Annotated in this window: 3 protein-coding genes and 6 pseudogenes; 5 read left to right on the forward strand and 4 right to left on the reverse strand. The window is 56.6% G+C overall.

Annotated features, from left to right (window positions below; translation table 11 throughout):
• Positions 1–54 precede the first annotated feature (54 nt).
• On the reverse strand, positions 55–1,140 hold the full coding sequence (serC, locus tag JZM24_RS16665; RefSeq protein ID WP_215671069.1) for a 3-phosphoserine/phosphohydroxythreonine transaminase: 1,086 nt from the start codon (positions 1,138–1,140) through the stop codon (positions 55–57).
• 159 nt (positions 1,141–1,299) lie between these two features.
• Here serC and ycaO point away from each other — a divergent pair.
• The 5 genes and pseudogenes from ycaO to JZM24_RS16690 all read left to right on the forward strand — a co-directional run.
• Positions 1,300–3,057 (forward strand): annotated as a pseudogene (gene ycaO / locus JZM24_RS16670) (30S ribosomal protein S12 methylthiotransferase accessory factor YcaO); the annotation flags it as partial.
• Positions 3,058–3,821: 764 nt separating this feature from the next.
• Positions 3,822–4,676, forward strand: a pseudogene (gene focA / locus JZM24_RS16675) (formate transporter FocA); the annotation flags it as partial.
• 53 nt (positions 4,677–4,729) lie between these two features.
• Positions 4,730–7,013, forward strand: a pseudogene (pflB, locus tag JZM24_RS16680) (formate C-acetyltransferase).
• Between the two features lie 171 nt (positions 7,014–7,184).
• Positions 7,185–7,907 carry a pyruvate formate lyase 1-activating protein gene (gene pflA, locus JZM24_RS16685; RefSeq protein ID WP_215671072.1) on the forward strand — a complete coding sequence of 241 codons (723 nt, stop codon included), beginning with the start codon at positions 7,185–7,187 and terminating at the stop codon, positions 7,905–7,907.
• A gap of 519 nt (positions 7,908–8,426) precedes the next feature.
• Positions 8,427–10,185 (forward strand): annotated as a pseudogene (locus JZM24_RS16690) (ABC transporter ATP-binding protein/permease).
• A 256-nt stretch (positions 10,186–10,441) separates the two neighbouring features.
• Here the strand turns inward: JZM24_RS16690 and JZM24_RS16695 are convergent.
• The 3 genes and pseudogenes from JZM24_RS16695 to JZM24_RS16705 form a co-directional block, all read right to left on the reverse strand.
• Positions 10,442–11,583 (reverse strand): annotated as a pseudogene (locus tag JZM24_RS16695) (MFS transporter).
• Positions 11,584–11,755: 172 nt separating this feature from the next.
• Positions 11,756–13,048, reverse strand: coding sequence for a serine--tRNA ligase (gene serS, locus JZM24_RS16700; protein ID WP_215671074.1), 1,293 nt, complete (start codon positions 13,046–13,048; stop codon positions 11,756–11,758).
• 108 nt (positions 13,049–13,156) lie between these two features.
• A pseudogene (locus JZM24_RS16705) lies at positions 13,157–14,443 on the reverse strand (replication-associated recombination protein A).
• Position 14,444: the final 1 nt, after the last annotated feature.

The raw sequence follows: 14,444 nt of genomic DNA on the forward strand, positions 1-14,444 counted from the left end.
TATCGCGGTCAACCCTCAAGCCGCCGCCTAAGCCCGGCGGCGGCACGGAAAGCGTTAGCCGTGGCGACGAGCAAAGCCAAGCATAAAGTCCACCAGCGCCTGTACGCCTTCCAGCGGCATGGCATTGTACAGCGATGCGCGCATGCCGCCCACCACCCGGTGTCCCTTCAATGCATGCAGGCCGGCGGCCAGAGACTCCTGCAAAAAGAGCTCATCCAGTTGGCTGCCCGCCAATTGGAACGGCACATTCATACGCGAACGGTTGGCCGTCGCGACGGTATTGCGGTAAAAATCGCTCTCGTCGATGGTGCGATACAAAAGGGAAGCCTTGGCCTGATTGCGTTTATCCATTTCCGCCAGCCCGCCCTGTGCTTTCAGCCATTTGAACACCAGTCCCGACAGATACCAGGCGAATGTCGGCGGCGTGTTGAACATGGAATCGTTTTCGGCCAGAACGCTGTAGTCCAGAATGGACGGCAGCGCTTTGCTCGCGCGGCCCAGCAGATCCTCGCGCACGATAACCAGCGTCAGCCCGGCCGGTCCGATATTTTTCTGCGCCCCGGCGTAAATCACCCCAAAACGGCTGACGTCCAGCGGGTGCGACAAAATGGTGGAGGAAAAGTCCGCCACCACCACCCTGTCGCCAAAATCCGGCACTTCATCGATAGCCAAACCATCAATGGTTTCGTTCGGGCAATAATGTAAATAGGCGCCATCGGTTGATAATGCCCAGTCGCGCATCGGTTTAATCGCGCTCAGACCGTCAATTTCGGTGGTGACATCAATCACCTGTGGGTCGCAATATTTTTGCGCTTCTTTTATCGCGCTGTGCGCCCAATAGCCGCCATCGATATAATCGGCGCGGGTGGCCTCTCCCAGCAGGTTCATCGGCACCGCGGCGAATTGCGCGCGCGCGCCGCCGTGGCAAAACAGGACTTTATAATTGTCGGGGACAGCCAACAGCTCGCGTAGGTCTTGCTCGGAGGTGTGTGCCAATTCAAGAAACTCTTTACTGCGATGGCTTATTTCCATGACCGATGTGCCAAGGCCATGCCAATTACACAATTCCTGCTCCGCCTTGCTCAACACTTCCGCCGGCAGCATTGCCGGGCCGGAGCTAAAATTATACACCTGATTCATTTTCCCTCACCACGATTTGCCAGTAAAACCGCTAAACACCTACCATGGTTTTAACACCGCCCACGGCCGGCCGCAACGCCTGATAGGTAAGAGAATACATGGAGCCGAGGGAGAAAACACCGTATTATGACGGTTTACCGTTGATAATAAGTGACCCTGATGACACAGACCTTTATTCCAGGCAAAGACGCGGCGCTGGAAGACTCCATAGCCCGCTTCCAGGCGCAACTCAGCGCGCTGTGCTTCTCTATTGAAGAAGCATCCTGGCTGAATCCCGTGCCCCATGTCTGGTCGGTGCATATCCGCGACCGCGACTGTCCGCTGTGCTTTACCAACGGCAAAGGCGCTACCCGCAAAGCGGCGCTGGCCTCGGCGCTTGGCGAATATTTTGAACGCCTCTCCACTAACTATTTTTTCGCCGACTTTTACCTCGGTGCTTCGGTCGCCGGCGGTGAGTTTGTGCATTATCCCAATGAGCGCTGGTTCCCCATTCCGGCCGACGGCGGGATGCCGGACGGCATCCTTGATGATCATCTGCACGCCTTTTACGACCCCGACCGGGAATTGACCGGGCGGGACCTGGTGGATTTGCAGTCCAGCAATAACGCGCGCGGCATTTGCGCCCTGCCTTTCATCCGCCACTCCGACGGCGCAACCATCTACATTCCGATGAACATCATTGGTAATTTGTATGTTTCCAACGGCATGTCGGCGGGCAACACCGCCAGCGAGGCTCGGGTACAGGCGCTGTCTGAGGTGTTCGAGCGCTACGTCAAAAACCGCATCATCGCCGAGGCCATCAGTTTACCCGCCATTCCGCAGCCGGTGCTGGCGCGTTATCCCGGCGTGGTCGAAGCCATCGCTACGCTTGAGAGCGAAGGGTTTCCTATCTTTGCCTATGACGCCTCGCTGGGCGGCCAGTTTCCGGTTATCTGTGTCGTGCTGTTCAACCCCGCCAACGGGAACTGTTTCGCCTCCTTTGGCGCCCACTCGGATTTCGGCGTGGCGCTGGAGCGGACGGTAACCGAGCTGCTGCAGGGGCGCGGCCTGAAAGATCTGGACGTGTTCACGCCGCCGACCTTCGATAATCAAGAGGTCGCCGAGCAGACCAATTTGGAAACCCATTTTATCGATTCCAGCGGCCTGATTTCCTGGGATCTGTTCAAGCAGGACGCGGATTATCCCTTTGCGGACGGGGACTTCATCGGCACCACCGCGGCTGAATTCGCCACGTTAATGGACATTTTCCGCCAGCGCGACACAGAGGTTTATATCGCCGATTACCAACATCTTGGCGTTTATGCCTGCCGGATCCTGGTGCCGGGGATGTCAGATATCTATCCGGCCGAAGATCTGCTGCTGGCCAATAATACCATGGCTATTAGTCTTCGCGCCACGCTCTGCCAACTGCCGGCAAGTCAGTGGCCGCAGGCGCGCTATCTGGCGCTTATCGAGCAGATTGACGCGCTGGGGCTGGACGATTTCGCCCGGGTGCGTGAACTCCTGGGTCTTGCCACCGGCAGTGATAATGGCTGGTTTACCCTGTGGGTCGGCGAGTTGAAGGCCATGCTGGCGCTGGCCGGCGGCGACCACGAGCAGGCGCTGTTGTGGGTCGAATGGACGCGAGACTTCAACGCATCGGTATTCAGCCCGGAGCGCGAGAATTATTACCGCTGCCTGCAGACGCTGCTTCAGTTGCAAGATGACGATGACGGCCGCGCTGCGGAGCAGTACCAGCACGCCTTCGCACGTCTGTACGGCGCCCAGACTCTAGCCGCCGCCACTGCGGCGCTCGCGGGGGTGAACCCGTTCTACGGTCTGAAGGCACTGGATGACAGTCTCAAAGCCCTGCCGGCGCACCAGGCCCTGCTGGGCGCGTATGAAAAATTACAGCAGGCCAAACGCCGCTTCTGGTCGGCAAGCCAGCGGCTTAACGCCGATGGCACAGGCTGCCCCCTGAGGCGCAGCCTGTGCTGCGGTTACTGGCGTTCCGGCCTTCGCCGGCGGACGGCGGCTTTACTGATGGCTACCCGTTCGCGGCGCGTCTCGCAGCTGGGCAGCCGGCTCTGCGGTTACTGGGTTTCCGGCCTTCGCCGGTGGACGGCGGCTTTACTGATGGCTACCCGTTCGCGGCGCGTCTCGTAGCTGGGCAGCCGCCTCTGCGGTTACTGGGGTTCCGGCCTTCGCCGGCGAACGGCGGCTTTATTGACGGCTACCCGTTCGCGGCGCGTCTCGCAGCTGGGCAGGCCGCGCTGTGCGTCACGTGGCCCCGCTGCGCAAGCGCATCACAGATGCAGGCGTGCGCAATCGCGATGCGCTTGCGCCTGACACGATGGGGCGTCTAGCAGGCTCAAGCGATTCAACGGCATTACAGGTGACAGGATAGGCGCAATTGTTTCATTAAAGTAAAATCACGCCGATAATAAACGCCAATAACAACTGCGCCACAAATGCTATTAAAAAGGCGGAGGAAAAGGTGCATAAAATGTGATTTTCAACTCATTTTATAAAATTTAAAATTTATTTTTTGATTGTAATTCAATGATTTAAGTAGAAACCCCGTAGTGTTTGTGGTGTATTTCCCCCTTCAAGTTTGGCCATCTATGATCCATGTCAATTTTTGCCCTATACTGAGTTGGTAGAATTAACCCGTAAATTAATTCCACGAAAGAGTTAGTACGAAAGCTGACAACCCTTTTGATCTGTTATTACCTCCGGCGGCAGCAAAAGTGGCTGAGGAAGCGGGCGTCTATAAAGCGACGAAACACCCCAGCACCACCTTTTTCCTAGCGATAACCGCGGGCGTCTTTATTTCCATCGCGGTCGTCTTTTACATTACCGCGACCACCGGCACCTCAGCCGTTCCTTACGGCTTCGCCAAACTTATCGGCGGTTTTTGTTTCTCTCTAGGGTTAATGTTGGTCATCATCAGCGGCGCCGATCTGTTTACCTCGTCGGTACTGATTGTCGTAGCTCGGGCAAGCGGCCGTATTAGTTGGGCGCAGCTGGTGCGTAACTGGATCAATGTTTATATCGGCAACCTGATAGGCGCGCTGTTATTTGTGGCCCTCATCTGGTTTGCTGGTCAGCACATGGTCGCCAACGGCACTTGGGGTTTGAACGTATTGCAGACCGCCGATCATAAAATGCATCACACCTTTGTCGAGGCGGTCTGCCTCGGTATTCTGGCAAACTTGATGGTTTGTCTGGCGGTCTGGACCAGTTATTCCGGCCGCAGCATGTTTGATAAAATGTTCGCCATGATTATGCCGGTCACGATGTTTGTCGCCAGCGGGTTTGAGCATAGCATTGCCAATATGTTTATGATCCCGATGGGGATCGTTATCAAGAATTTCGCCTCGCCAGCATTCTGGCAGGCCATCGGGATGGCGCCTGAACAATTCGCTAACCTGACGGTCGCCAATTTCATCACCGATAACCTGATTCCGGTTACGATCGGCAACATTATCGGCGATGGTTTACTGGTTGGGTTAACGTATTGGGTAATTTATCCGCGCGGTGACAACCAACACTAAGTTGTGCCGCCGAAGCCGGATTGTCGAAATCCACATTAGAAGGTAGGTGTATAATGACCGATCTGAATAACAAACTGTCCACGGCCTGGGAAGGTTTTGCCGCAGGCGACACTGGCAGAAAGAAGTCAACGTGCGTGACTTCATCCAAAAAAACTATACTCCCTATGAAGGCGACGAATCTTTCCTGGCCGGCGCCACCGCCGCCACCACGTCGCTGTGGGAAAAAGTGATGGAAGGGATCAAAATCGAGAACCGCACCCATGCCCCGGTCGATTTTGATACCGATGTCGCCGCCACCATCACCTCTCATGACGCCGGCTATATCACTAAGTCGCTGGAAAAAGTGGTCGGCCTGCAGACCGATGCACCGCTAAAACGAGCCATCATTCCGTTTGGCGGCATTAAAATGGTGGAAAGCTCCTGTAAGGCCTATGACCGCGAGTTGGATCCGGGCCTGAAAAAGATTTTCACCGACTACCGTAAAACCCATAATCAGGGCGTGTTCGATGTCTATACCCCCGACATTCTGCGCTGTCGTAAAGCGGGCGTACTGACCGGTCTGCCTGACGCTTATGGCCGCGGACGTATCATCGGCGATTATCGCCGCGTGGCCTGTACGGCATCGATTTTCTGATGAAAGATAAATTCGCCCAGTTCCAATCTCTGCAAACCAAATTGGAAAACGGCGAAGAGCTGGAACAGACCATCAGTCTGCGCGAAGAAATTGCCGATCAGCACCGCGCGCTGGCCCAGATTAAAGAAATGGCCGCCAAATACGACTGTGATATTTCCGGGCCGGCCACGACCGCACAGGAAGCCGTGCAGTGGACCTACTTCGGTTATCTGGCCGCCGTGAAATCCCAAAACGGCGCCGCGATGTCCTTCGGTCGCGTGTCCACCTTCCTTGACGTGTACATCGAACGTGACCTTAAAGCCGGCAAACTGACGGAAGAACAGGCGCAGGAACTTATCGACCATCTGGTCATGAAATTGCGTATGGTACGCTTCCTGCGTACGCCGGAATATGATGAATTGTTCTCCGGCGACCCGATTTGGGCAACAGAATACCTTGGCGGTATGGGCATCGCCGGCCGTACGCTGGTGAGCAAAAACAGTTTCCGTTTCCTGAACACCCTGTACACCATGGGGCCGTCGCCGGAACCGAACATGACCATTCTGTGGTCGGAAAAACTGCCGATCAACTTCAAGAAGTTCACCGCAAAAGTGTCCATCGACACCTCGTCCGTGCAGTATGAAAACGATGACCTGATGCGTCCTGACTTTAATAACGACGATTACGCCATTGCCTGCTGCGTCAGCCCGATGGTCGTCGGCAAGCAAATGCAGTTCTTCGGCGCCCGCGCCAACCTGGCGAAAACCATGCTTTACGCTATCAATGGCGGCGTGGACGAAAAACTGAAAATGCAGGTCGGTCCGAAATGGGAACCGCTGGCGGACGACGTACTGGATTATGATAGCCTGCTGGAACGTACCGACCATTTCATGGACTGGCTGGCAAAACAGTATGTCACCGCGCTGAACATCATCCATTACATGCATGATAAATACAGCTATGAAGCCTCTCTGATGGCGCTGCACGACCGCGACGTTTATCGCACTATGGCCTGCGGCATCGCCGGGTTGTCCATCGCCGCCGACTCGCTGTCCGCCATCAAATATGCCAAAGTCAAACCTATCCGTGACGAAGACGGTCTGGCCATCGACTTTGATATTGAAGGCGAATACCCGCAGTTCGGTAACAACGATCGGCGCGTCGACGATATCGCCTGCGACCTAGTTGAACGCTTCATGAAGAAAATCCAGAAGCTGACCACCTATCGCGGCGCCGTACCGACCCAGTCGATTCTCACCATCACCTCTAACGTGGTGTATGGTAAGAAAACCGGTAATACTCCGGATGGTCGTCGCGCCGGCGCACCGTTTGGACCTGGCGCCAACCCTATGCATGGCCGTGATCAGAAAGGCGCCGTTGCCTCGCTGACCTCGGTGGCAAAACTGCCGTTCGCTTATGCGAAAGACGGGATTTCCTATACCTTCTCGATCGTTCCGAAGGCGTTGGGCAAAGACGACGACGTACGTAAAGCCAATCTGGCGGGTCTGATGGACGGTTATTTCCATCATGAAGCCGGTGTTGAAGGCGGCCAGCATCTGAACGTTAACGTGATGAATCATGAAATGCTGGTGAAGGCGATGGAGCACCCGGAGGATTAACCGAACCTGACTATTCGTGTATCCGGTTACGCGGTCCGCTTCAACTCGCTGACCAAAGAGCAGCAGAAAGACGTGATTACCCGTACCTTCACTGAATCAATGTAATTTCCCACACCGTCTTAAAGGGCGTAAAATAAAGGCTCCACGAAAGTGGGGCCTTTTTACTCGGCGCGGCGCGCCCAATGGAACAGCGCGTTTTGTCTGACGGCTATACTTAGCGTAAGCAGGCTTTCAGCCAAAACTTATTATTCCATTATCAATGGAGAACACCCTGCCATGTCTGTTATTGGTCGTATCCATTCCTTTGAATCCTGCGGAACCGTAGATGGCCCCGGCATTCGGTTCATCATTTTTTTCCAGGGTTGCTTGATGCGCTGTTTGTATTGCCATAATCGCGATACCTGGGATACCCACGGCGGACGGGAAATAACCGTTGAGGAAATCATGCGTGAGGTGATCTCCTATCGCCATTTTATGAACGCGTCCGGCGGCGGAGAAGCGATTTTGCAGGCGGAGTTTGTGCGCGACTGGTTCCGCGCCTGCCATGCCGAGGTCATCAATACCTGCCTGGATACCAACGGTTTTGTTCGCCGCTACGATCCGGTGATTGACGAATTGCTGGAGGTCACCGATCTGGTCATGCTGGATATCAAAGAGATGAATGACGATATCCATCAAAATCTGGTCGGGGTCTACAATCACCGTACCCTGGATTTTGCCCGTTATCTGGCCAAGATCAATAAGCGTACCTGGCTGCGCTATGTGGTGGTGCCTGGCTGGTCGGATGATGATAAATCAGTGCACATGCTCGGCGAGTTCACCAAACATATGAGCAATATCGAGAAAATCGAGCTACTGCCTTATCATGAGCTGGGTAAGCACAAATGGATCGCCATGGGCGAGGAGTACCGGCTGGAGGGCGTCAAACCGCCGACAACCGAGAGAATGGATCACATTCGCGACATTTTGGCGGGCTACGGCCACAAGGTAATGTACTGAGCAGGCGGGCCTCTTGCGCTTTCTGCGCTGGGGTTCCGCTCCCCGCGGCGCCAGTGCGGTGAAAGCGCAGCGTGGCGTAAGCGGCTCAATTTCTTTTCGCGACATCCCTGGTTTAATGAATCGTTTCTTCCCCCAGGCCGGCCCTCTTACGAGCGGAGATCGACTGCGCTAGGTGGCGTGCCGCGATGGCGACCGTATGTCGCCTCCGTCCTCCCTTACCCGTCCTCCTATCATTAAATCCCTTACCCGTCTCCCTTGCTCGTCTCCCATATCCATCTATCATTAGCGATTACCTTTCATCCATGCATCACCGGTTCGCCCATTCAGCGAGCCCCCTCTCGCCATCGACAACTCACCCCCGCCGGAGCGCATTCCATTGTTGCCTGTCTCAACGCGCCCGGAAACACCCCATGCCCGGGTGTGTTACATGTTTACTTACTAATTCTGCAATTTTATGAACAAGAGGGATTAGCGAATGTCGTATCATGTTTGTTTGAACAATAAGTGTGATTAGGGGTTATGAAAGCAAACCACATCAAAGCGGCCCGCTGGAGAGACATTTGGCAACTCATTGCGCCATTTTGGCGCTCCGAAGAGAAATGGCGTGCCTGGGGTCTGTTGGCCGTCATTATCATATTGTCTTTGGCTATCGTTTATTTGAGCGTGTTGTTCAACCAATGGAATCGGGTGTTCTACGACGCGCTGCAAACCAAGAATTTTGCGGTGTTCAAAAGCCAACTGCTCAAGTTTACCTGGCTGGCGCTGCTCTTTATCCTGCTTTCCATCTATAAAATTTATCTTACCCAAGGGTTGCAGATGCACTGGCGACGCTGGATGACCAGGCAGTATATGGAAAAATGGCTGGCTCACCACGTGTATTATCATACCAAACAGCAGCAAACGGTGGATAACCCCGATCAGCGTATCGCTGAAGATCTCAATGCCTTGACCAGCGGTACGCTTTCGCTGACCCTGTGCCTGCTGTCCAGTGTCGTTACCTTTGTCACCTTTATTTCGATTCTCTGGTCGGTAAGCGGACCGCTGAGTTTTATGCTCAGCGGCCACGCAATTAACATACCCGGATATATGGTGTGGTTCGCTATTCTCTATGCCGGTGTGGGTTCGCTTATCATTTGGAAAGTAGGCCGCCCGCTGGTGAGTCTGGGCTTTATGCAGGAAAAGTTTGAGGCAAATTTCCGTTTCGGGCTGATCCGCATTCGTGAAAACAATGATGCCATTGCGCTGTATCAGGGTGAACCCCGCGAAGCCAAACAACTGGATGACAGGTTTGAATCGATCCGGGACAACTGGTGGTCTATCATGCGTGTCGGCCGCCGGTTGAACATCGCCAGCAACTTTTACGGCCAATTTGCCATCATCTTTCTCATTCTGGTGGCCGCCCCGCGTTATTTTTCCGGCGCGATCCAGCTCGGCACGCTCATGCAAATTAATTCCGCGTTTGGCCAAATCCAGGGCTCGTTATCCTGGTTTATCGACGCTTTTACCCAATTAGCAAATTGGAAAGCGTGTATCAACCGTTTGGCGGGTTTCAATGCGGCAGTAGAGCGCCATCAGAGCCGCAATACGCCAATCGAGCGCGCACACGACCCGCTCCAGGCGCTATCGTTGCGGGCATTGACGTTGCATGTTCCTGACGTGCCGCCCCCTCTTTGCGCCGGTAACCGCTTCCATCGCCCCCGGTGAACGCGTATTGGTGGCCGGGCCGTCGGCCTGTGGTAAGTCCACGTTACTGCGGGCCATTGCCGGCATTTGGCCCTACGGCAGCGGCAGCATCCTGCTGCAAGAGAAGCGCAAATTGCTGTTTTTACCCCAGCGCAATTACATTCCCATCGGCACGCTGAAAGGCGCGCTGTGCTATCCCGATGCGCCGGATCACTTTTCCGACGCGCAAATGCATGAGGTATTGCTACAGTGTCGCCTCAAACACCTGCGGCCGCAGCTGAATCAGGAGGCCAACTGGAGACACTGGCTTTCTCCTGGCGAACAACAGCGGCTGGCGTTCGCCCGCGCGCTGTTGATAAAGCCGGAGATTCTGTTTCTCGATGAGGCCACCAGCGCGCTGGATGATGAGAATGAACAGCTAATGTATCGTCTGCTGATTGACACCTTGCCCCAGATGACGCTGGTCAGCGTCGCGCATCGCAATAGTGTTGCGCGTTATCATACCCGCTGCTGGCGCTTTACCCGTCACGAAGAGGACGAGCAAGCGCAGATGCAGCCGAGCGCCTTGCCGCAGACGCTGGCGGAAAACGCCTGAGGCAGGCAGGCGCCCTGTTGTGGCTGCGGACCATGCTGGCTCGTCGGGGCGCTGCCGGCGAGTAGTCGGGAGTTCGACCGTCGGAAGCTCTGCCTCCGCGGGGGCATCGGCGCTCTGCCTCCGTTGGCTGGTCGGGGCGCTGATGCTGAACAGCATCAGATGACAGCCGCGCGGGCCGGCGGCGGCCCTAGTGCCGGGGATAACGAGAAGAAGGTCCTGGATGCCGCCGGGGGGTAGATGCTCGCCGGCGCCGCTATCAGGCGGTCGCCACCGGGGTGTGGTGTCGATCCGGTTTGCGCAGCAGCATCACCAGATAAACCAGCGCCACCGCCGCTATCATCACAAACAGCAAATGATCCGAATAACGCTGCATCAGCATGGCGGTCATCGTTGGGCCGAACAGGCTGCCGAGCGTGTAGCTGAGCAATAGCGCCTGATTCATGGCCACCAGTTCATCCGGGCTAACCTTCTCACAGGCCCAGGACATTGCCACCGGATACAGGGTAAAACCGGAGCAGCCGAGCACAAACAGCGCCGGCGCCATCGCGGCATGACTCAGCATCGCCAAACTGCCGAGGACGACCATGAACACCAGCACTCGTAGCACCATCAGGCGGCCATAGCGGTCCGCCAGGCGTCCGACCGGCCATTGGCGATACCGGCGCTGACTAGAAGCGCCATCCAATAGCCGACATTGCCATCGCTCAGGCCCAGATGGGACAGATACAGCGGCATCAGACCGTACAGCGAGCCGAGTACAATCCCCGAGATAATACAGCCGTTGACGCCTAGTCTGGCGTTGCGGCGCAGCAACATTGGCCACAGCGCCACCCGCGGCGCTTCAGCGCTGGGGGGCGCCATCGGGGCGAACAGCAGCGGCAGCATCGCGCACACCACCAGACTGACCGCCCACGGCAGCACCGCCGTCAGGGCGGTGGCCACGCCGCTTAACAGCAACTGCCCCACCACGGTGCCCAAATAGTAGACCATCATATAGGCCGCCAACAGCTGTCCGCGGGTATGAAGGGTACCGCTGCGCATCAGCGCGCTTTCCACTGCCACCCAAATCAGCGCGCAGGCGATACCGGCCAGAAAGCGCAGGACCAGCCAGCTGTGGAACCCGTCCGTCAGCCCCAGCTCCGCGGTCGCCAGCGCAAACAGCACGCAGGCCGCATGATAACTGCGGGTGAAACCCAGCCGCTTAATCATTAGCCCGGCCAGCAGCGTAACGGCCAGATTACCGGTAAAATAGGACGAACTGACCAGGCCGACCTGCCAGGTGGGTAGCGAAGCATGGCTGAGCAAAAGCGGCACCAGCGTATTCAGTACGGCGATAGAAATCGTCAATAACAAAAGCCCCGCGAGCAATAACAGCACCGGGCGAGAATAGGCGGACATGGTATAGGAAACGCAGCCTCAGAGAAGAGATTGCGCGCATCATGCCACCACGGCGTAAAAAGTCAATCGGCCGCCTCTGGCCGCCGCATTTTTTGCGCCAGCGCAGGTAAGCGGCTTGATCGCGCGCAAAAAAACGCGCCACATTGGGCGCGTAGCACCTGCTTGCGGCCGCTTAGCCGATATGGGTCAGGCCCTTCATATAAGGCTGTAGTACCGCCGGGATGGCGATGCGCCCGTCGGCAAGCTGATGGTTTTCCAGCACCGCCACCAGCGTACGGCCCACCGCCAGACCGGAACCATTCAGCGTATGTACCAGCTGCGGTTTTTTGTCCGTCCGGCTGCGGTAACGCGCCTGCATCCGCCGCGCCTGAAAATCGCCGATGTTGGAGCACGAGGAGATTTCGCGATAGGTATTTTGCGCCGGCAGCCATACTTCTAAATCGTAGGTTTTACAGGAGGCAAAACCCATATCGCCGGTACACAGCAACACTTTACGGTACGGCAGTTGCAGCAATTGCAGTACATTTTCGGCATGACCGGTCATCTCTTCCAGCGCCTGCATCGACAGCGCCGGTTTCACCACCTGCACCATTTCCACTTTGTCGAACTGGTGCATACGAATAAGCCCGCGGGTATCGCGCCCGTAAGAGCCGGCTTCGGAGCGTAAACATGGCGTGTGGGCGGTCATCTTCAGCGGCAGCGCGTCTTCCTCGATTATCTCATCGCGCATCAGGTTGGTCAGCGGCACTTCCGCGGTCGGGATCAGCGCATAAGCGCTAGTGTCCGCTTCTTCGCTCAGCGGCTGCGTGTGGAACAGATCCTCGGCAAACTTGGGTAACTGTCCGGTGCCGTACAGCGAAGCATGGTTAACCAGATAAGGCAGATAATGCTCCACATAGCCGTGCTGTTCGGTATGCAGATCCAGCATGAACTGGGCCAGCGCGCGGTGCAGACGGGCTATTTGGCCACGCATCACCACAAAGCGCGCGCCGGTCAGCTTGACCGCCGCGGCAAAATCGAGCCCGCCCGCGATTTCACCCAGTTCCACATGGTCGCGGACGGGAAAATCGTATTGCCGCGGTTCGCCCCAGCGCGACACTTCCCGATTGTCGTTTTCGTCCCGACCGTCGGGCACGTCATCGTCGGGAATATTGGGCAGCGAGAGCGCATAGTCGCGGATCTCGCCCTGCAGGGCGTCCAGCTCGGTTTTGGCGGCGTTTAAACGCTCACCAAGCTGATTGACCTCCTGGCGCAGTGGCTCAATGTCTTCCCCGCGGGATTTCGCGGCGCCGATAGTTTTGGAGCGGGCATTGCGTTCAGCCTGCAGATTCTCGGTTTCCACCTGGAGCACTTTGCGGCGCTCCTCCTGCCGGCGCAATGTCGCCACATCCAGTTTAAATTTTCTGCGAGCCAATTTTTCGGCGACTGCGTCGAGCTCATTACGCAGTAGATTGGGATCGAGCATGCTAGTCCTGTGCTTATGATTATCTGATGTACGTTTACGGCCGCGCGGCGCCCCGGGCGGGGGTCGCGTCATGAATTCAGCACTGCTAACCTTACCGCAACGGCCTAGTTATCGGTAGCGTTTTGTCGGGCTATTTTGATCCAGCGCGTCAAGCCAGGCGAGCTTTTCGCCGATTTTGCCCTCCAGGCCGCTCGAGCTGGGATGATAGTAGCGGGTGTGCGCCATTTCCGGCGGGAAATAGTCCTCACCGGCGGCGTAGGCGTTGGGTTCATCGTGGGCATAGCGGTACTCGGCCCCCAGCCCCATGTCTTTCATCAGCCTGGTCGGTGCGTTACGCAAATGCGCCGGTACATAATAATCCGCCTTTTCGCGCGCAGGCCAGATAGACGATCGCCTGGGCGATGGCCCGCTCGCCCTCAGCGGGCCCCACGCGGGTAAAACAATCCCAGGCGGCGATGGCCACCTGCATGGCGCGCGGATCGGCGTTGCCCACATCTTCGGATGCGATAGCCAGCAATCGACGCGCGACGTACAACGGATCGCCGCCGGCGGTAATAATCCGCGCATACCAGTACAGCGCCCCATCGGGCGATGATCCGCGCACCGATTTATGCAGCGCCGAAATCAAGTCGTAGTAACGATCGCCCTTGTTATCAAAGCGCGCGTTGCGCTCGCCGGCTATCTCGTTTAGCAGTGCGGGGGGCAGCACCCGTTGGCCTTCAGCGTCAGTCTCAGCCATGTCCGCCATCATTTCCAGACTGTTGAGCGCCCGCCGCGCATCGCCGTTTACCCACGCCGCCAAGAGCTGGCGGTTTTCCGGCTGCAGCACGATATTTTGCCCACCGTAGCCGCGTTGGCTGTCCTGCATCGCCTGATCGAGCACCAGGCCGATATCCTCGGCCGTCAAGCCTTTCAGCAAATAGACCTTGGCGCGGGAAAGTAGCGCCGAATTCAGTTCAAATGAGGGATTCTCGGTCGTGGCACCGATAAAGGTGATGGTGCCCTCTTCAATATGCGGTAAAAAAGCGTCCTGCTGGCTTTTATTGAAACGATGAACCTCATCGACAAACAGAATGGTGCGCCACCCGGCATCGCGATTCAAGCGCGCCCGTTCGATGGCCTCGCGGATTTCCTTGATGCCTGACGTCACCGCCGATAGGCGCTCCACGTCGGCCTGACCGTAACGGGCAATCAATTCCGCCAGGGTAGTCTAGTCCACGGCGGTACCCACAAAATCATTGAATGGAGCTGGCCGTTTTTGATCGCCCGCGGCAGCGGTTTATACGCCGCCAGCAGGTGACTCTGACCGATATACTCCTCAAGCGTTGACGGGCGCATACGCGCCGCCAGCGGTTGGAATGCATTTTGGGAAAAGTCCAGGGACAGATTACCCATA

Source organism: Candidatus Sodalis endolongispinus, assembly GCF_018777395.1.
Classification (GTDB): Bacteria; Pseudomonadota; Gammaproteobacteria; order Enterobacterales; family Enterobacteriaceae; genus Sodalis_B; species Sodalis_B endolongispinus.